The 19496-nt window shown below is 65.1% G+C and carries 19 protein-coding genes; 14 read left to right on the forward strand and 5 right to left on the reverse strand.

The window, feature by feature from the left end:
* Positions 1 to 122: 122 nt before the first annotated feature.
* On the reverse strand, positions 123 to 1322 hold the full coding sequence (locus X268_RS30820) for an acyl-CoA dehydrogenase family protein (protein WP_164938018.1): 1200 nt from the start codon (positions 1320 to 1322) through the stop codon (positions 123 to 125).
* A 139-nt stretch (positions 1323 to 1461) separates the two neighbouring features.
* On the opposite strand from X268_RS30820, the gene X268_RS30825 reads away from it, so the two are divergent.
* Positions 1462 to 2007: a carboxymuconolactone decarboxylase family protein gene (locus X268_RS30825; RefSeq protein WP_128928426.1), complete on the forward strand. Its 546-nt coding sequence runs from the start codon at positions 1462 to 1464 to the stop codon at positions 2005 to 2007.
* Between the two features lie 89 nt (positions 2008 to 2096).
* Entirely contained in the window at positions 2097 to 2588 is a 492-nt protein-coding gene (locus X268_RS30830; protein WP_128928427.1) for a VOC family protein, read from the forward strand.
* A gap of 79 nt (positions 2589 to 2667) precedes the next feature.
* Here the strand turns inward: X268_RS30830 and X268_RS30835 are convergent, their stop codons facing one another.
* The gene (locus X268_RS30835) at positions 2668 to 3906 is read right to left on the reverse strand and encodes an MFS transporter (protein WP_128928428.1); all 1239 of its coding nucleotides are present in this window, start codon (positions 3904 to 3906) and stop codon (positions 2668 to 2670) included.
* 141 nt (positions 3907 to 4047) lie between these two features.
* Entirely contained in the window at positions 4048 to 5295 is a 1248-nt protein-coding gene (locus X268_RS30840; RefSeq protein ID WP_164938019.1) for an MFS transporter, read from the reverse strand.
* Between the two features lie 211 nt (positions 5296 to 5506).
* Between X268_RS30840 and X268_RS30845 the strand changes: the two genes are divergently transcribed.
* Positions 5507 to 7573 (forward strand): prolyl oligopeptidase family serine peptidase, encoded by a 2067-nt coding sequence (locus X268_RS30845; protein WP_128928430.1) that lies wholly within the window; start codon positions 5507 to 5509, stop codon positions 7571 to 7573.
* Between the two features lie 17 nt (positions 7574 to 7590).
* Here X268_RS30845 and X268_RS30850 read toward each other — a convergent pair whose 3' ends face one another.
* On the reverse strand, positions 7591 to 8265 hold the full coding sequence (locus X268_RS30850; protein ID WP_128928431.1) for a DUF938 domain-containing protein: 675 nt from the start codon (positions 8263 to 8265) through the stop codon (positions 7591 to 7593).
* Between the two features lie 236 nt (positions 8266 to 8501).
* On the opposite strand from X268_RS30850, the gene soxX reads away from it, so the two are divergent.
* From soxX to X268_RS30900, 11 genes are all read left to right on the forward strand, one after another.
* Positions 8502 to 8852 carry a sulfur oxidation c-type cytochrome SoxX gene (gene soxX / locus X268_RS30855; protein WP_128928432.1) on the forward strand — a complete coding sequence of 117 codons (351 nt, stop codon included), beginning with the start codon at positions 8502 to 8504 and terminating at the stop codon, positions 8850 to 8852.
* Between the two features lie 25 nt (positions 8853 to 8877).
* On the forward strand, positions 8878 to 9369 hold the full coding sequence (gene soxY, locus X268_RS30860; RefSeq protein ID WP_128928433.1) for a thiosulfate oxidation carrier protein SoxY: 492 nt from the start codon (positions 8878 to 8880) through the stop codon (positions 9367 to 9369).
* Between the two features lie 13 nt (positions 9370 to 9382).
* Positions 9383 to 9694 carry a thiosulfate oxidation carrier complex protein SoxZ gene (soxZ, locus tag X268_RS30865; RefSeq protein ID WP_128928434.1) on the forward strand — a complete coding sequence of 104 codons (312 nt, stop codon included), beginning with the start codon at positions 9383 to 9385 and terminating at the stop codon, positions 9692 to 9694.
* Complete coding sequence (soxA, locus tag X268_RS30870; RefSeq protein ID WP_164938020.1) at positions 9694 to 10557, forward strand: sulfur oxidation c-type cytochrome SoxA; 864 nt, start codon at positions 9694 to 9696, stop codon at positions 10555 to 10557. Before soxZ ends, soxA begins: the two co-directional genes overlap by 1 nt.
* Entirely contained in the window at positions 10554 to 10859 is a 306-nt protein-coding gene (locus X268_RS30875) for a hypothetical protein (protein WP_128928435.1), read from the forward strand. The genes soxA and X268_RS30875 overlap by 4 nt, the downstream gene beginning before the upstream one ends.
* Before the next feature lie 53 nt (positions 10860 to 10912).
* Positions 10913 to 12664, forward strand: a complete 1752-nt coding sequence (gene soxB, locus X268_RS30880) for a thiosulfohydrolase SoxB (RefSeq protein WP_128928436.1) — start codon at positions 10913 to 10915, stop codon at positions 12662 to 12664.
* The gene (locus tag X268_RS30885) at positions 12661 to 13119 is read left to right on the forward strand and encodes a DsrE family protein (protein ID WP_128928437.1); all 459 of its coding nucleotides are present in this window, start codon (positions 12661 to 12663) and stop codon (positions 13117 to 13119) included. Before soxB ends, X268_RS30885 begins: the two co-directional genes overlap by 4 nt.
* Positions 13120 to 13383: 264 nt before the next feature.
* Positions 13384 to 14421, forward strand: a complete 1038-nt coding sequence (locus tag X268_RS30890) for an MBL fold metallo-hydrolase (RefSeq protein ID WP_128928438.1) — start codon at positions 13384 to 13386, stop codon at positions 14419 to 14421.
* A gap of 101 nt (positions 14422 to 14522) precedes the next feature.
* Positions 14523 to 14681 (forward strand): hypothetical protein, encoded by a 159-nt coding sequence (locus X268_RS39695; RefSeq protein ID WP_164938021.1) that lies wholly within the window; start codon positions 14523 to 14525, stop codon positions 14679 to 14681.
* A 152-nt stretch (positions 14682 to 14833) separates the two neighbouring features.
* The gene (locus X268_RS30895; protein ID WP_128928439.1) at positions 14834 to 16051 is read left to right on the forward strand and encodes an MFS transporter; all 1218 of its coding nucleotides are present in this window, start codon (positions 14834 to 14836) and stop codon (positions 16049 to 16051) included.
* Between the two features lie 80 nt (positions 16052 to 16131).
* Positions 16132 to 17847 carry an N-acyl-D-amino-acid deacylase family protein gene (locus tag X268_RS30900; RefSeq protein WP_128928440.1) on the forward strand — a complete coding sequence of 572 codons (1716 nt, stop codon included), beginning with the start codon at positions 16132 to 16134 and terminating at the stop codon, positions 17845 to 17847.
* A 218-nt stretch (positions 17848 to 18065) separates the two neighbouring features.
* On the opposite strand, the gene X268_RS30905 is transcribed toward X268_RS30900, so the two are convergent.
* The gene (locus tag X268_RS30905) at positions 18066 to 19415 is read right to left on the reverse strand and encodes an MFS transporter (RefSeq protein WP_128928441.1); all 1350 of its coding nucleotides are present in this window, start codon (positions 19413 to 19415) and stop codon (positions 18066 to 18068) included.
* Between the last annotated feature and the right edge of the window lie 81 nt (positions 19416 to 19496).

Here is a 19496-nt window from a genome sequence, read left to right on the forward strand (position 1 = left end):
CAAAGTCTGTTTGGTTCGTCATTCCGGGATGCGCCGCAGGCGCAGGCCCGGAATCCATTTCACAGCAGAGAATGCGGCCTGATGGATTCCGGGTTCGCGCTACGCGCGCCCCGGAATGACAGCTAAGCCCCCGGCAGATCCAGGATGCGCTTGGCGACGATGCCGAGCATGACCTCGGACGTGCCGCCTTCGATCGAGTTGGCCTTGGTGCGCAGCCAGGCGCGCGGACGGGCGCCCTGTTTGGAGCGCTCGCTCTCCCATTCCAGCGCATCGACGCCGCCGGCCGACATCAGGATCTCGTAGCGGCGCTTGTTGAGCTCGGTGCCGTAATATTTCATCGCCGAGGAGAACGCCGGATGCGCCTGTCCGGCCTTGGCGAGATCGACCGCACGCTCGGCGCAGGCCGCGAGCGCGGCCTCGTCGACGTCGAAGTTCGCGATCTTGCCGCGCAGCATGGCATCGTCGAGCCGCCCCAGCGCATCGGTGCCGACGGAGTCCGCCGCGATCTGGCCGAGCGGACGGCCGACGCCGCGCTCACCCATGCCCGAGATCATCGCGCGCTCGTGCTGGAGCAGGTATTTTGCGACGTCCCAGCCGCGGTTGATGGTGCCGACCACATGCGACTTCGGCACCCGGACGTTGTCGAAGAAGGTCTCGCAGAACGGAGAATAGCCCGAGATCAGGAGGATCGGCTTGGTCGAGACGCCCTTCGAGGTCATGTCGAACAGGATGAAGCTGATGCCGTCGTGCTTCTTGGCAGTGGGATCGGTGCGCACCAGGCAGAAGATCCAGTCGGCGTAGTTGGCGTAGGACGTCCAGATCTTCTGGCCGTTGATGATGAAGTCGTCGCCATCACTCTCGGCGCGGGTCTGGAGCGAGGCGAGATCGGAGCCGGCGTTCGGTTCGGAATAACCCTGGCACCAGCGGATCTCGCCCGCGGCGATCTTCGGCAGATGCTCCTTCTTCTGCGCGTCGTTGCCGTATTTCAGCAGTGCCGGCCCGAGCATCCAGATGCCGAAGCTCGACAGCGGCGGGCGCGCGCCCATCCTGGCCATCTCGGCGCGCAGCACCTTGTGCTCGGCCGCGCTGAGGCCCCCACCGCCATATTCCCTCGGCCAATCCGGCACGGTCCAGCCCTTGTCGCGCATGCGCTCGAACCAGATGCGTTGCGGCTCGGAGGAGAATTTGGCGTTGCGCCCGCCCCAGAACACGTCGCCATCGGACGTCGCGGGCTTGCGCATCTCCGGCGGGCAATTGGCTTCCAGCCAGGCGCGCGTCTCGCTGCGGAATGTTTCGAGCTCGGCGCTTTCGGTTTCACTCATGGTCGTTTCCATCAAACAAAAATCGACTTGTTGGCGGCGACTCTGGGCCAAGCTTCCGCGGAATTCAACCACTTCCGCGGGGCCGCATTCGGCTATAGTCGCCCTCGTGGCGGTGCTTGAAAACAAAGAGGAAACGACAATGCGCCTGAAGCTTCTTTCGCCTGGCGAAATGAACGAGAGCCAGCGGCAGACCTATGACGAGTCGATTGCCGGCAAGCGCGGCAAGCCGCCGGCGCCGATGATGGCCTGGCTCAACAGCCCCGACATGGCCCGTCACGCCACGCGGCTCGGCGAGGTGCTGCGCTATGACACGATCTTCCCGGCAAAGCTGTCGGAGATCGCGATCCTGGTGACGGCACGGCACTGGACCGCGCATTACGAATGGTACGCGCATAAGCGCCTCGCGCTCGCCGGCGGCATGGACCCGAAAGTGATCGACGCCATCCGCGACCGCCGCACGCCCGAGTTCGACGATCCCAGGGGCCGGATGATCTACGACCTCGCGAAGTCGCTGCACGAGGGCCACGGCGTCGAGAAGGGCCTCTACGACGAGGCCGTGAAGCTGCTCGGCGAGCGCGGCGTGGTCGAGGTGATCGGCCTGTGCGGCTATTACACGCTGGTGTCGATGACGCTGAACACGTTCGAGTTCGGCCTGCCCGAGGGCGAGGTGTCGGAGCTGGCTTAGTTTCCCATCCGGAAACGCTGGGTTTCGGGATCGGCGGTAGCGCCGCCCCGGGGCCCGCCTTATGTGCGTGGTTTCGCAGGAGCATTCACATGTCGCAGAGCCCCGTTCATGCCGGCACCCGGATCGGCCACGTTCACCTCAAGGTCGCCGATCTCGATCGCGCGCTCGGCTTCTATTGTGGCGTGCTCGGCTTCGAGCTGATGCAGAAGATGGGCTCGGGCGCGGCCTTCATCTCGGCCGGCGGCTATCACCATCACATCGGGCTCAACACCTGGGAGAGCAAGGGCGGCTCGCCGCCCCCGCCGGGCACCACGGGGCTCTATCACACCGCCATTCTCTATCCGACGCGGGCCGCGCTGGCCGATGCGCTGCATCGCGTGCTCACGGCCGGCATTGCGCTGGATGGCGCCAGCGATCACGGCGTCAGCGAGGCGCTGTATTTGCGCGATCCCGACCAGAACGGCGTGGAGCTGTATTGGGATAAGCCCAGGGAGCAATGGCCGTTCGGGCCGGATGGCAAGCTTGCGATGATGACGAAGCGACTGGATGTCGAGGCGCTGCTGAGGGATCGGGAAACGTAAGGCCGTAGGGTGAGTTAGGCGAAGCCGTAACCCACCATGTCTCCGCAAGAACGGGGCGAAGTTGGCGGATTACGCTTCGCTAATCCGCCCTACGAAGCCTTTTCCCACGCACCATGATCAACGCAGCCGCCGCCACCTCCAGCGCGATGCAGAGATAGAACGGCAGCGAATAGCCGCCGGACCAATCGCGCAAGGCCCCGACCACACCGGGGCCGAAGGCGTAGGTGACCTGGTTGATCGCGGTGTTGAGGCTGATCAGCACGCCGAACGCGGCACTGTCGAATTCCTGCTGCACGATCAGCGACGGCAGTGTGATGAGGTTGCCGACCGAGAAGCCGAACCCCGCGCAGGCCGCGATCAGCACGTAATCATTGTGCAGGTTGACGACGACCAGCAGCGCCGCGGCCTGGCTGAGGAACGACAGCGCGGAGGCCAGCCGCTGATTGAGACGGTCGATCACCAGCGAGAACAGCACGCGGCCGACAACCGCCATGGCGGTCAGCACCGCGACGGCGACCGCGGCGCGTTCGCGGCCGATCACGGGATCGAGGAACGAGATCAGGTGCACGATGAAGCCGACCTGCGCGAACAGCACCAAGGCAAAAGCAATGGTCACCGTGAGGAAGCCGACATCGCGCAGCGCATGGCTGCGGATCTCCGTCGATGATTGCGGCTTCGCCTTCGCCGCCGCGTGCCAGCCATGGTGTTCGGGCGGCCGGCCGACAACGAGAAGGATCACCGGCAGCAGCAGCACCAGCATGGCGCCGGCGGCGATGTACATCGCGCTGGCAAAGCCGACATGGCCGATCAGCGTCACCAGCAGCGGCACGCCGGCGATGCCGCCAAAGCTGGCGCCGTTGAGCGCGAGGCTGATCGCCATGCCGCGCTTGTGGTCGAACCACAGGCTGATCGTGTTGGTGATCATGGCGAGACTGGTGCCGGCCCAGCCGAAGGCGAGCACGGCATCGGCGAGATAGAGCTGCCAGGGCTCGCGCACCGTGCCGATCGCAACGCCAGCTGCCGCCATCGCCAGCGTTCCGGCGATCAGGCTGAGGCGGGGGCCGTATTTCCGCACGGCTTCGCCGACGAAGACGACGAGCAGCGCGCCGAACAGATAGAAGAACGTCGTGCCTGATGAGATCAGCGTGGTCGGCCAGCCGCGGGCACGCTGAAGCTCGGCGACATAGACGCTTTGGCCGTAGAAGCCGAGCCCCCAGCCGAAGGTCGCAAGCAGGAAACAGACCGCAACGATGCGCCAGCCTTCATAGCGGAAGGAGGATTCGTCGATCGGGGTCGCGTGGCGGGGATTGTCGAGCATTCGCGCTTCTCCTTTGTCTCCCCCGCGAGCGCCTTGCATCACGCCCGTCTGTTGATGACGAGCATCATGTAACAACCGGCCTTTCAAAAATCACTTCGACCCGGATCGAAGTGTCAATGCTGCTGACAGCCTCCCGCCAGTTCAGACCGCGTCCGGGAACTCGCCCATCGCCGCCTCCAGCCTCGCCTTGCGGCGGCGGGCCCAGGAGACCAGCGAGAGCACGACGAGGCCGAGAACGACAGGCGGGAACACCACCAGGTTCCCCGCCGCCCAGCCGTAATTGGCGAGCAATTGGCCGGAGGAGAACGAGCCGATCGCCATCATGCCGAACACCAGGAAGTCGTTGAAGGCCTGCACCTTGTTGCGCTCCTGCGGCCGATGAGTCTCCAGCACCAGCGCGGAGGCGCCGATGAAGGAGAAATTCCACCCCACGCCGAGCACGATCAGCGTGGCCCAGAAATGCATCGCGGTGAGACCGGAGAGGCCGATGCTGGCGGCACCGGCTTCCAGCAGCAGGCCGGCGGCGACGATCTTCGGGGCGCCGAAGCGGGCGATCAGCGCGCCGGTAAAGAAGCTCGGCCCGTACATCGCGACGATATGCCATTGAATGCCGAAATTGGAATCGGACACGGACAGGCCGCACAGCTTCATGGCGAGCGGCGCCGAGGTCATCACCAGATTCATCATGGGATAGGAGATGACGCCGCACAGCGCCGCCGCGATGAAGCGCGGCTGGGTTACGATGGTGAGCAGCGGCCGGCCGCCATGCAGATCGGCCGGCGCGGGCTTCGGCATATCGACGCCGGCAACGATGCCCATCGCGACCAGCGCCACCGCGGCCTGCACCAGGAAGCTGAAGGCGAACAGATAGGGCTGCCAGACATCCATGGTCCATTGCACGAGCTGCGGACCGAGCACGCCGGCGAACACGCCGCCCGCCATCACCCAGGACACCGCCTTGGGCCGGTAGGCCGCGCTGGCGCCGTCGGCGGCGGCGAAGCGATAGGATTGCGCGACGGAGCCATAGAGGCCGCCGAGGAAGGTCGCGATGCAGAACAGCGCGAACGAGCCGTGCAGGATCGCGAACGAGCCGAGCAGACCTGTGATCGCGCCGAGGCTAGTTCCGATCACGAAAGCCGCGCGGCGGCCGAAACGGCGCGAGATCGCGCCGGTCGGCAGCGTGCCGGCGGCAAGCCCGACCACATACATCGAGATCGGCACGGTCGCGAATGACATGTCGGGCGCGAGCGTGGCGCCGACGATCGCGCCGGTGGCGAAGATCACGGCCGAGTTGGCACCGGTCAGCGCCTGAGCCGCAGCCAGGCGCACCACATTGGCGCGGACGCGGGCGTCGTCGGCGATCTCATTGGCTGTCGTCACGTCCAGCATCGGCATTTCCGCCCCAAGGGACTTTCGAGCGCTCTGTTGATTCGCGGCACTATGGAGGGGCGTGGAAGGGCGGGCAACCGGCGCAAACGGGCGCGGGCCATGCCCGTGACGCAATCGGTGTGATGATAGCGGGCCGCGGCCTTGACGGCTTGCGCTCGATCAAATCCTATCCGCGGCAATCTCGGGGCATTCCGTTCATCAGGAGTTGTTCATGTCCGTCGACGACCGGCCCACGCTTCAAGCTCCCGACGACGATCCCTTTCTGTGGCTCGAGGAGATCGAAGGCAAGCAGGCGCTCGATTTCGTCGAGCGGCAGAACAGCCTGACGCTCAGCGCGTTCGGCGGCAAGGCCTTCGAGCACGACCGCGATCTCCTCGCTGGGATCTACGACCGCCCCGATAACATTCCCTATGTCAGCCGGCGCGGCTCCGACCTGCACAATCTCTGGAAGGACGCCGTCAACCCGCGCGGGCTGTGGCGGCGGACTACGCTTGCAGAGTTTCGCGAAGCCAGTCCAGCATGGGAGACCATACTGGACATCGATCAGCTCGCGCGCGACGAAAACGAGGATTGGCTGCTCGGCGGGATCGCCAGCACGCCGGGAAACTCACGCGTCGTTCTGAGCCTGTCGCGCGGCGGCAGCGATGCGGTGACGCTGCGCGAATTCGACATGATGACGAAGCGCTTCGTCGTGGGCGGCTTCACGCTGCCGGAAGCGAAGGGCGGCGTCGACTGGCTCGATGCCGACACGCTGCTGCTGTCGAGCGCCCATGGCGAGGGCATGGCGACGAGCTCGGGCTATGCGCGGACGGTTCGGCTGTGGCGGCGCGGACAGCCGGTCGACCAGGCCGAAATCATCGCCGAGACCACCGCCGATCACATGGTGATCTATGGCATGAGCGACGACACCGGATCTGAGCCGCGGGTCTGGATCGTCGACCAGATCGACTTCTTCGACCACGCGATCCGGCTGCGCGATGCGGCGGGCGCGATGACCAAGTTCGATCTGCCGACCGGCATCTGGCTGCAGGCCCATGGCGACTGGTTCGCAATGAAGCTGCGCAAGGACTGGACGGCCGGGGGGCGAACCTATGCCACCGACACCGTGCTCGGCATCTCGCTGTCGGCGTTCCTGAACGGCAGCCGCGACTTTGCCGTGCTGTTCGAGCCGTCGCCGCGGCGCGCCTTGCAGGGCCTGTTCTGGGCGGCGGGCAAGCTTGTGCTGTCGATCCTCGACGAGCTGCGTCCACGCTTCGAGATCTGCACGCCGTCCGCGGCCGGCTGGAAGCGCGAGATGCTTTCCGGCCTGCCGGAAATCGGCGTCATCGACGTCTGGACGCTCGATCGCCATCCTAGCGAGAGCAACGGCGATCTGCTCGCCAATGTGCAGGATCCGCTCACGCCGCCATCGCTGCTTCTGATCGAGCGCGGCGTCGCGAGCCCGACCGTGCTGAAGCAGGCGCCGAAGACGTTCACCGCCGACGGGCTCAGAGTGACGCAGCACGAGGCGGTCTCCGTCGACGGCGAGCGCATTCCCTATGTGCAGACCGGCCCCGCGAGCGAGACCGGCGATGCGCCGGTCTATATGAGCGCCTATGGCGGCTTCGCTGTTGCGGTGAAGCCGTACTACAATTCCTCGCTCGGCAAGCTCTGGCTCGAGCGCGGCGGCACCACGGTGCAGGCGAATTTGCGCGGCGGCGGCGAGTTCGGCACGCGCTGGCACGATGCCGGGCGCCTCGCCGGCAAGAAATTATCGCATGACGATTTCGCGGCCGTTGCAACCGATCTCGTGCGACGCGGCGTGACTCGTGCGAAGCGCATCGCCGCGCAGGGCGGCTCGAACGGCGGCATCCTCATCACCAACATGCTGGTGCGCTACCCCGAGCGCTTCGGCGCGCTGTTCTGCACCATCCCGCTGATCGACATGCGCCGCTACACAAAGTTGCTCGCCGGTGCGAGCTGGATCGCGGAATATGGCGATCCGGACAAGCCCGAGGAGTGGGAGTGGCTGAAGACCTACTCGGCCTATCACAACGCAAAAGCCGGCCAGTCCTATCCGCCGATCCTGATCGCGACCACGCGGCGCGACGACCGCGTCCATCCGGGCCACGCGCGCAAGATGGCCGCGAAGCTGCAGGCGATGGGCTATGAAGCCTGGTTCTATGAGCCGGCCGCCGGCGGTCACGGCTACGGCAAGGACAACAAGGAGCGCGCCGGCTTCGAGGTGCTCGGCTTCCGATTCCTGAAAGACAAGATCGGGTGGAAGGATGAGGGCTAGCGTTCGGGCGTGACGACCTATGACCGCGAAAACACCAGCGTCAGATTATTCGCGGGCATCTCGATTATATCGACGAGGCCGAGGCCGACCGCCTTTGCCAGCTTCTCGACGTCGACGACATCGCGTACGCCCCATTCGGGATTGCCTTCGCGCAAGGAGGTGTCGAACACCGCATTGCTGAGCGCGGTGTGCTTGCCGTCGCGCTTGAAGGGGCCGTAGAGGAACAGCTTGCCGTCGGCGCGCAGATAGCGGCCGGCGCCGGCGAACAGGCCCTCGGCCACGGCCCACGGCGCGATGTGGATGACATTGGCGCAGAACACGGCTGCAAGATTTGTCGGCCCCTGCCCGCTCTTCATCTCCGGACACCAGTCGGGATCGGCGAGGTCGATCCGCAAGGGTGAGCGAATGTTCGGCAGGCCGGCATAGACGCGCCAGGCCTCGATGCTCTTGAGATGGCGGTGGTTGAGGTCGCTCGGCCACCAGATCAGGGACGGCGTGTGGCGGGCGAAATGAACCACGTGCTGGCCGGTTCCGCTGCCGAGTTCGACCACGTTGCCGGTCCAGCCGGCAAGGTGCTTCTCCAGCGCTGCCCAGATCGGCTCGTGATTGCGGTGGAACGCCGGCGCATCGAGCCGCCCGTCCGGCTCGACCCGTCCGCCATCCCTGCCAAATTCGACGACATATTCAGCCAAGCGAAGTCCCCAAAAAATCTGAAACGGAACGGGAGGCCATAAGGACCAAACGCCCTAGAATAATTTGCTAGTGCCAGCCTATTGGATGAACGAACTATCTCATCGGTTGTAATAGGGAGGATATTAACTCCATTTTGCCGCGTGCATAGTCTTGATTGTCAGGCGATGCCCTTTGTGCTTTTGAACCCCTATATTTCCACGAACGAGATCATCGACATAACGCCTGGGACGATGCCTTGACCGCCTTCCCCTGCAAGCCTGCCATCCTGCTGGCGCTGGCCCTCTGCGCCGGCGCGGCTCCGGCACAGGCGCAATCCGCTGTCGCCGACGGCCGAAAGCTTGCTTTCGACCGCGGCAAGGGCAATTGCCTGACCTGCCACGTCATCCAGGGCGGCGACCTGCCGGGAACGATCGGTCCGGAACTGAAGGACCTCAAGGCCAAATACCCCGATCGCAACGAGCTCACCGCGATCATCTTCGACGAGACCAAGCGCAACCCGCAAACCATGATGCCGCCGTTCGGCCGGAACCGGATTTTGACCGAACAGGAGATCAGCGCGATCGTTGATTTCCTGCAGACGCTGTAACGGCCGGCTGCCCAGGAGACCCGAGATGACCACGACCACCGGCCCGCTTGCGACAAGGCGCCTGATCCTTCAGGGCGCGGCCTGTGTCGCACTGCTCGGCCTTGGCAATCTGCCGTTCGCCGCGGCGCCGGCGCGCGCCGCGGCCAACGACAAATATCCGGAAGAGGCCTTCAAGCAGAAGAGCGAGGCCGACGCGATCAAGGCGCTCTATGGCAAGTCCGCCGAGCCGTCCGACAAGGTCAAGCTCGATGCGCCGGAGATCGCCGAGAACGGCGGCGTCGTGCCGGTCTCGGTGACGACGACCCTCGATAAGGTGACCTCGATCTCGTTCCTCGTGGCCGAGAACCCGTTCGCGCTCGCAGCATCCTACCGGATCGCCGACGGCACGATCCCGGCCGTGGCCAACCGGCTGAAGATGGCCAAGACCACCAACCTGGTCGCCATCGTCGAGGCTGACGGCAAGCTCTACAGCGCGACCAAGGAAGTGAAGGTCACCGTCGGCGGCTGCGGCGGCTAGGAGGATCGGTCCGATGGCATCAAGCATTCGCGTGCGCGCAACCTCCAACGGCGACATCACCGAGGTGCAGGCGCTGATCCAGCACCCCATGGACACCGGCCTGGTCAAGAATCCCAACGGCGAATTGATCCCGGCGCACTATATCCAGCAGCTGAAGTTCGAATGGAACGGCAAGGACGTGTTCGTCGCCGATTGGGGCACTGCGGTCTCCAAGGACCCCTATGTCAAATTCAGCTTCAAGGGCGCCAAGAAGGGCGACGAGATCAAGATCTCCTGGACCGACAACAAGGGTGCGTCGGATACGACCACCGCGAAGATCGCCTGATGAAGACCCGGTCTGCCCTCCTGCTCGGCTCGCTCAGCGCCGCGCTTGTCGCATTCGCCCTCACCGCACCTCGCGGCGTCGCGGCCGACAAGGTCGATCCCGTCGCCGACGCCAAGGCATTCCAGAACTTCTTTTTCCAGAAATTTCCGGACGTGAAGCACGAGGACTTCGTCAACGGTCCGTATTCCATGAATGCCGACATGAAGCGGCAGTGGCAGGAGAAGGAAGAATTCCCGCCTTACGAGTTCGCGCTCGATGCCGGCAAGGAGATGTTCGCGACGCCGTTCAAGAACGGCAAGAGCTATGCCGACTGCTTCCCGAACGGCGGCATCGGCATCCGCCAGAACTATCCCTATTTCGACACCGGGGAAGGCAAGGTCGTCACACTGGAGCTCGCGCTCAACCGCTGCCGCGAGGCCAATGGGGAAGCGCCCTACTCCTACGTCAAGGACGAGATGGCCTCGCTGACCGCCTACATGGCCTACACGTCGCGCGGCAAGCTGATGGACATCAAGATCCCCGATGACCCGCGCGCGCTCGAAGCCTTCGAGAACGGCAAGCGCTATTTCTACCCCCGCCGCGGCCAGATGAATTTCTCCTGCGCGAGCTGCCATGTGCAGAGCCCGGGCGAGCGCATCCGCACCGAGACCCTGGCGCCGGCGCTCGGCATCCTGAACGCAATGCCGATCTACCGCTCCGAATGGAGCGGCATGGGGACGACCAGCCGGCGCTTCGTCACCTGCAACAGCCAAACCCGCGCGGTTCCGCTGGAGCCGCAATCGGACGAATATCGCGACGTCGAGTATTTCCTGTCCTATGTCGCCAACGGCCTGCCGATCTCGGGCCCGGGAGCGCGGCCATGAAGCGGACACTTCCTCTCGCCATGCTGCTCGCGCTCGGCCTCATGGCCACGGCCCACGCGGCGACCGAAGCAGACTACAAGGCGGCCTACACCGCCGCCGAAGCCGCGTCCAAGCAGGCTGCCGGCCTGCGCAACCAATGGACCGTGACCGTCTCGGCGCTGGCGGCGGCGAAGAAGGCGGCCGATGGTGGCGATTTCGACCGCGCCATTGCCGCAGCCAAAGAAGCCGAGGCGCTGGCAAAGGCGTCGATCTTCCAGGCGACGTCTGAAAAAGAGGCCTGGAAGGCGATGGAAATCCGCTAGACTGGCCTTCACTGGAACAGTCTCGCTAGCATTGAGGCGCGGAGAATATTTGGATGGCGATCCGCCGCCGCGATTTCCTGAAATCTGCAGGCCTTGCCGCCGCATCGCTCAGTCTGCCGCGCCTTGCGCACGGCACCGAGACCGCGAGCATTTACGACCTCGAGCGGTTCGGCAATGCGCGCATCCTGCACATCACCGACACGCATGCGCAGCTCAACCCGATTTATTTCCGCGAGCCCAGCGTCAATATCGGCATCGGCGAGATGGCCGGACGACCACCGCATCTGGTCGGCCGCGCCTTCCTCGAACGTTTCGGCATCCGTTCTGACAGCGCCGATGCCTATGCTTTCACCTGCGTCGAGTTCGAGAAGTCCGCGGGCCGCTTCGGCAAGCTCGGCGGCTTTGCCCATCTGAAGACGCTGGTCGACCGCCTGCGCGCCGATGTCGGCGAGAGGCGTTCGCTCCTTCTCGACGGCGGCGACCTCTGGCAGGGCACCGGGCTTGCCAACGTCATGCAGGGCCGCGACATGGTTGAGGTCGCCAATTTGCTCGGCATCGAGGCGATGACCGGGCATTGGGAATTCACCTATGGCGAGCAGGTGCTGCGCGACAATCTCGAGCACTTCAAGGGCGAGTTCCTGGCGCAGAACGTCTTCCTGACCGAGGAAGCCGCGTTCAACGACGCTCCCGCCTTCGACAAGGCCACGGGGCGCGTGTTCAAGCCTTCTGTCATCAAGGAGATCGGCAGCCATCGGCTCCCGATCATCGGCCAGGCCTTCCCTTACGTGCCGATCGCGCACCCCAAGCGGTTCACGCCGGACTGGACCTTCGGCATCCGCGAGGAGGAATTGCAGAAGCACGTCGATGCCTTGCGCGGCACCGACAAGGTCGATGCCGTCATCCTGCTGTCGCACAACGGCATGGATGTCGACCTCAAGCTCGCCAGCCGCGTCACCGGCATCGACATCATCCTCGGCGGCCATACCCATGACGCCGTGCCGCAGCCGATTCCGGTGAAGAACGCCGGCGGCACCACGCTCGTCACCAATGCCGGCTCCAACGGAAAATTCCTCGGCGTGCTCGATCTCGCGATCGAGAAGGGCAAGGTCGGCGACGTTCATTATCATCTGCTGCCGATTTATTCCGAGCTGCTGAAGCCGGATCCCGCCATGGCCGAGCTGATCGGCCGGGTCCGTGCGCCCCACGTCTCCGACTGGTCGGAAAAGATCGCGACGCCCGACCGTCTGCTCTATCGCCGCGGCAATTTCTCCGGACCGGTCGATGAGCTGATCTGCACCGCGCTCCGCACCGAGCTCGACACCGAGATCGCGCTGTCGCCGGGATTTCGCTGGGGCGTCACCGCGCTGTCCGGCCAGGCGCTGACCATGGAGGATCTGCTGGCGGAGACTGCGATCACCTATCCCGAGACCTATGTGCAGGAGCTGACGGGAGCCCAGATCAAGGACGTGCTGGAAGACATCTGCGACAACCTCTTCAATGCCGACCCCTATTACCAGCAGGGCGGCGACATGGTGCGCGCCGGGGGGCTCAGCTACACTTGCACGCCGGCAGAGACGATCGGCAGCCGCATCTCGGAATTGAAGCTCAATAGCGGCAAGGCGCTCAGCGCCAGCCACCGCTACAAGGTCGCAGGCTGGGCTTCGGTCAATGGCCAGCAAGGCGCGCCCGTGTGGGACGTCGTCGGCAAATATCTACGCTCGGGCCGAATGTTTCCGGAGCGGCTCGGCTCCGGCGTCACCCTGAAGGGCGTCGAGGACAATCCAGGCATTGCGGGGCCGGGATGAGGCCGCGGCAGGTCTTTTGCGCGCTGGTGCTGGCGCTGCTGGTTTGGGCCACGATCCCACCGGCCTCGGCACAACAGGTGCCGCTGCAGGACAAGCCGTTCGCCGAGCATAGAATCGTACTCCAGCTCTCCGACGGCGATGCCAGGAAGCAGGCGCTGGTGCTGAGCGTCGCCAACAACCTTCTGAAGGCTTACGACCCCGACAAGATCGCGATCGAGGTGGTGGCGTTCGGTCCCGGCATCGACCTCTTGCTCGCAGGCAGCGAGCGCCGCAAGCAGGTCGAAAGCCTGATCGCGCAAGGCGTGCGCTTCGACATCTGCCTCAACACGGTGGACACGATCGAGCGCGAGACCGGCAAGCGGCCGGAGTTCATTCCGGCGGCAACACCGGTGCAGGTGGGCGTCGGGCAGATCCTGTTCCTGGCGGAGAACGGCTACACGGTGGTGCGGCCGTAAGGGCGCAAGTGCGGTCCCGCGCCGCCCTCAATGTCATTCCCCGCGAAGGCGGGGAATCCAGTACGCCGCGGCCTCTCCGTATCTCACGAACGTCGGTGGAATACTGGATCGCCCGGTCAAGCCGGGCGATGACAGTGGTGGGTAGGGCGGCCGCCCCGAAATAAGAATCTTCCAAATTTTGTTATCTTTACAGTGAATTGCTTCTCTTTCTGGCCCGATACGTAGTAGAATCCTCGAAGTCAGTTCCCTGCCGGGCCTCCTGCCATGATCTTCCGCCAGCTCTTCGACAGCGTTTCGGGCACCTATAGCTATCTGCTCGCCAGCCGCCCCGGCGGCGAGGCGTTGATCCTCGATCCGGTGCTGGAAAAGGTCGACCGCTATTGCCAATTGCTGCGCGAGCTCGACCTCAAGCTGGTCAAGGCGGTCGACACCCATCTGCATGCCGATCACGTCACCGGCCTCGGTGAGCTGCGCGACCGCACCCATTGCATGACCGTGATGGGCGACCAGACCAAGGCCGACGTGGTGGCGATGCGGGTCGCCGACGGTGACAAGGTGACGATCGAGGGCCTGTCGCTCGACGTGATGTACACGCCCGGCCACACCGACGATTCCTATTCCTATCTGATGGGCGATCGCGTCTTCACCGGCGACACGCTTCTGATCCGCGGCACCGGCCGCACCGATTTCCAGAACGGCTCTTCGCGCGCACAGTACGATTCGATCTTTAACCGGCTGCTCAAGCTGCCGGACGAGACGATGGTGTTCCCGGCGCACGACTACAAGGGCGACACCGTCTCCACCATCGGCGAGGAGAAGCGCTACAATCCGCGGCTGCAGGTGCGCTCGGTCGATGAATATATCGAGCTGATGGCCAATCTGAAGCTGCCCAATCCGAAGATGATGGACGTGGCGGTGCCCGCCAACATGCACGTCGGCCTGCATCAGGAGGAGTTGGAGAAGGAGGGCCGCGCGCTCAGCGCCGCCGAGGCGATCCGCGCGCTCGGCCGGCCCGACATCCTGCTGGTCGATCTGCGCGAGGCCAGCGAGCGTGCCAAGCACGGCATGCTCGAGGGCTCGCTGCATACGCCCTATCCGTCCATCGAGGAGAACCTCAAGCCCGGCGGCATGCTGCGCGAGGTCGCAGCGGCCCCCGGCCGCCGCATCGTGTTCTTCTGCGCTTTCGGCGAGCGCTCGGCGATGGCGGTGGCCGCCGCCAAGGAGGCCGGGCTCGCCAACACCGCGCATATCGCCGGCGGCGTGGATGCCTGGAAGAAAGCCGGCGGGCCGCTCGTGCACTGACGGAGGGGCGTCATCCCCGATTTGCGATTCTTGCGCAAAGTCAGGAACCGCCCATATGTCCCGGGTAGGATCGGGTGCAGCATCGCCATCCGGGACCAGCCATGGCCAAGATCGGCAAACCGAACGAGCCTCTCAAGCAGGCGGACGACAAGGCGAAGAAGCCTCCGCCTCCGCGCGCCACCGATGAGGACGACTACGAGGACGGCGACATCGCAACGCCGAAGCGCGACCGCTACGGTCCGGACGACGAGCCGTTGTGAGGGTGTAGCCCCAAACTCGCTGGACGACGGCATGGAGGCGCTTCAACGCCCCTCACCTTCCGCCCGCTCTACCTGCCATGCGCTTGCGTTCATGGACAAATAACCGCGCTTCGATAGTTTCCGCCGCTCGAAGGGAGTGAAACGGAACTGCAATGGTCGACGTTCTCGCCGCACCGCAGCAAGGCAAGGCGGACAGCGCGCTGCGCACGCTGACCGGAATCTCGATCGCGCATTGGGTCAGCCATTTCCATCTGCTGGTCCTGCCGATGCTGTTCCCGTTCCTGAAGGACAAGCTCGGCGTCGGTTATGTCGAGCTCGGCTTCTCGCTGACCACGCTTGCCGTCGTCTCGGGCCTGACGCAGGCCCCGACCGGCTATCTCGTCGACCATTTCGGCGCGCGCAAGATCCTGCTGATCGGCCTCACGCTCGGCGGCTGCGCGCTGATCCTGCTCGGCCTGCATCTCAGCTACGCCTCGCTGATCGCCTGCGCCGTGCTGCTCGGCCTCGCCAACAGCGTCTATCCCCCCGCGGACTACGCGATCCTCGCCGAGCACATGGACGAGGCCCGGATGGGCCGCGCCTTCTCGATCCACACCTTTGCCGGCTATCTCGGCGGCGCGGTGACGCCGGCGATCGTGGCCGCGCTGGTCACGATCTCGGGCGGTGCCGGCGCGCTGATCGCTTCCGGTGCCATCGCCATTCTGGTTGCGCTGTTGCTGGTAGCAATGAACATTCCCGAGGCCGGCGCCCACAAGAAGAAGCCGGGCAACGAGAACGCACCAAAGCAGGCCGTCATCACCCCGGCGCTGGTCACGCTGACCGCGCTGTTCATGCTGCTCAGCCTGTCGGTGGCCGGCATCAACAATTTCGGCGTGGTCGCGCTGATGAGCGGCTACGGCACCTCCTACTCGATCGCGAATGTCGCACTGACCGCGTTCCTCGGCGCCAGCGCCGCCGGCGTGCTCGCCGGCGGTTTCCTCGCCGATCATACCGAGCGCCACGGCTATGTCGCCGCCGCCTGCTTTGCCGCGAACGCGGTGATCGTGCTGCTGATCGCGCTGGTGACGCTGCCGGGCTGGGCCCTGACCGCAACCATGACCGCCGCGGGCTTTCTCTCCGGCGTGATTGCCCCCTCGCGCGACATGCTGGTGCGCAATGCAGCGCCTGCCGGCGCTGCGGGGCGCGCCTTCGGCATCGTCTCCACCGGCTTCAATCTCGGCGGCATCGTCTCACCGCTGCTGTTCGGCTGGATCATGGACCAGAGCGCGCCGCACTGGGTGTTCGGCGCGTCGGTGATCTTCATGGTCGCGACGGTGGTGCTGTCGCCGTTCACGGAACGGAAGCCGGCCAGGGCCGCGACGCAACCCTGAGCACACTTGCCTGCGGTTGACACTGCGCCGGCGCGCCCGAAAATGCGCCCAAGCAGAAACAACAAACGGGACGAAACACCATGAGCACCCCTGATCTGATCATCCGCGGCGGCACCGTTGCGGACGGCAATGGCGGCGAGCTGTTCGAGGCTGATGTCGCCATTACCGGCGGCAAGATCAGCGAGGTCGGCCAGATCTCCGCGAAGGGACGCGAGGAGATCGACGCGCGCGGAAAGCTGGTGACGCCGGGCTTCGTCGACGTGCACACCCATTACGATGGCCAGGTCACGTGGAGCCATGACATCACGCCGTCGTCGCAGAACGGCGTCACCACCGCGATCATGGGCAATTGCGGCGTCGGCTTCGCGCCGTGCAAGCCTTCCGACCACACAAGGCTGATCCAGCTGATGGAAGGCGTCGAGGATATTCCCGAGCCGGTGCTGAGCGCCGGCATTCCCTGGGCCTGGGAGAGCTTTCCGGATTACATGGACTGGCTCTCCAAGCGCGATTTCGACATCGATGTCGGCGCGCAGCTGCCGCATGCGGCGCTGCGCGTCTATGTCATGGGCGAGCGCGGCGCGCGGCGCGATCCCTCGACCGCGGAGGACAATGCGGCGATGGCCAAGCTTGCGGGCGAGGCAGTGCGCGCGGGCGCGCTGGGCTTCTCGACCTCGCGCACGCTCAACCATCGCACCTCGACCGGCGACTTCACGCCGACGCTGAAGGCCGGCGAGGACGAGCTCTCCGCGATTGCCGGCGCTATGCACCGCCAGGGCCGCAGCGTGCTGCAATTCGTGCTCGATCTCTCCACCATCCACGAAGATCTGCCGATGATGTTGCGAGTGGCAGATGCGACCCGCTGCCCGATCTCATTCTCGATCACGCAGAACGACAAGGCACCGAACCGCTGGCGCCAGACGCTGGACGAGATCAACGCGGCGGCCCGGCGCGGCCTCTCCATCACCGCGCAGATCGCCGCGCGCCCCGTCGGCCTCCTGCTCGGGCTCGAGCTGTCGCGCAACCCGTTCCAGACCCATCCGAGCTACAAGGCCATCGCGCATCTACCGCTTGCAGAGCGGCTGGCGCGGCTGCGTCAAGCCGATGTGCGCAAGGCGATCTTGAGCGAGACGGCGACCGCCACCGACGATCCGCTGTTCTTCCGGCCCAATTACGACAAGATGTTCCTGCTCGGCGATCCCCCCGATTACGAGCAGCCGCCGGAGAACGCGCTGGGGCCGCAGGCGCGCCGGCAGGGGCGTCAGCCGGAGGAGCTCGCCTATGATGCGATGCTGTCGGACGAGGGCCGCGGCATGCTCTACGTACCGTTCCTCAATTATTCCGACGGCAATCTCGATGCGACGCGCGAGATGCTGATCGACCCGCAATCGGTGCCGGGCCTGTCCGATGGCGGCGCGCATTGCGGCATCATCTGCGATGCCAGCTTCCCGACCTATCTGCTGACGCACTGGACGCGCGACCGCACGCGCGGCGAGAAGCTGTCGATCCCGTTCGTGGTCGCGGCGCAGTCGCGCAAGACCGCGCTTTCGGTCGGCCTCACCGACCGCGGCCTGATTGCGCCCGGCTATAAGGCCGACGTCAATGTGATCGACTATGACCACCTGCACCTGCATCCGCCGAGGGTGCATTACGATCTGCCGGTGGGCGGGCGGCGTCTGTTGCAGGATGTCGACGGCTATGAGGCGACCATCGTGTCGGGCGTGGTGACGCGGCGGCACGGTGAGGCCACGGGCCAGCGGCCGGGGAAGCTGATCCGCGGCGCGCAGGGAATGAATTAGAGTGAAGGCTGCAGGTGAGACGCGAAAGCGTATCCACAATCTCGCTGTCGTCCCCGCGAAAGCGGGGACCATAACCACAGGGAGACATGTGGCGCGAAGCTGTCAACTCCGAGTCGCCACCAACTGCTCCCTGTGGTTATGGGTCCCGGATCGGCGCTCCGCTTCGCTGCGCTTGTCCGGGACGACGGCTGTGATTGGGAGTTGACAAACAGCCTCCCTTACGTCGGCGACACCGCGCCCTTCAGCGGCGCTGCTTGCGCCGCCGCACCACGCGTCAGCCTGGCCTTCTCCGTGTTCGGCCAGAGCAACAGCAGGCCGATGACGCCGGAACCGGCCATGACCACGGCGTTGATGGTGAAGCCGGTAATGTAACCGTCGTGCATGCTGCCGGCGCGCTGGATCACGGCGCCCATCACGCCCGGCGCAATCATTCCCGCCAACGTGTAGAGCGCGCCGTAGATGGCGATCACCGCGCCGCGCTGCGAGACCGGGGTGAACTCGCCGAGCATCGGCGGGCAGACCACGTAAATCGCGCCGCAGAGTCCGGAGCCGACGACAAGCAGCGCGATCTGCAGGCCGGCACCCTCGACATGCGCCATCCCGGCGAGGATCAGGCCGCCGATGATCAGCGGCACCGAACCGAGCACGCCGCGCGAGATACGCGTGGTGTAGCCGCGCGCCATCATGACCTGCGAGGTCCAGCCGGTGAGGATGACGATCGTGGCGCCGAACACCCAGGGCAGGATCGAGATGAAGCCGGCCTGGCTCTGCGAGAAGCCGAGTCCCTGGACGATGAAGGGCGTGAACCAGGTGAGGCCGAGCGACAGCGCCCAATAGGCGCCGAAGGTTGCTGCGACACAGCCGATGAAGGTGCGCGAGGTGAGAAGCTGCAGATAAGGGATCTTCTGCTCGCTCGCGGCCAGGACCTGGGTATCCTCCAGCGGCCCTTCCTTGCCGAGCGCGAGCCAGGCACAGACCCAGATCAGACCGACGACACCGAGCGCGCCGAAGGCATAGTGCCAGGAATGATTGACGATGACCCAGTTCAGCGCGGGCACCGCCAGGATGACGCCGAAGGCCGAGCCCTGCGACAGGATCGCGGTCGGCAACGTGCGCTTCTCGTCGGGGAACCATTTGTAGATCGCGTGTGCGGCGACCGAGAAGGCCGGACCTTCGCCGGCGCCCAGCACGATGCGGCAGATCAGGAGCGTGGTGAAGGAGACGGTGCCGACCATCGGAAACTGCGCCAGCGCCCAGATCACCGCCAGCGTCAGGAGCACCCAGCGCGTCGGCACCTTGTTGACGATGAAGCCGACGACGATGGCCGAGATCGAGAACAGGAAGAAGAACGATTGGCCGAGGAAGCCGAATTGCTCGGGGTTAAGTTTCATGTCGGTCATGATCGGCACGCCGGCGAGGCCGACGACGATCTTGTCGGCAAAGTTCACGACCATGAAGAGAAAGAGGAGAAACGTGACGGTCCAGGCGCCTTTCGGCGATGGCCTTGCCGAACCCTTCAATTCCCCTGCCGTCCTGCCCGCCGCACCGGGCGTTCCCTGAGCGCTCATCGTTCTCCCCGCATGTCTTTTTTGGCACTTTTTTGATTTGGCCGTCTTGGGAGCTAACAACGGCTTCGAGAGCAACGCAAC

Source organism: Bradyrhizobium guangxiense (genome assembly GCF_004114915.1).
GTDB classification, from domain to species: Bacteria; Pseudomonadota; Alphaproteobacteria; order Rhizobiales; family Xanthobacteraceae; genus Bradyrhizobium; species Bradyrhizobium guangxiense.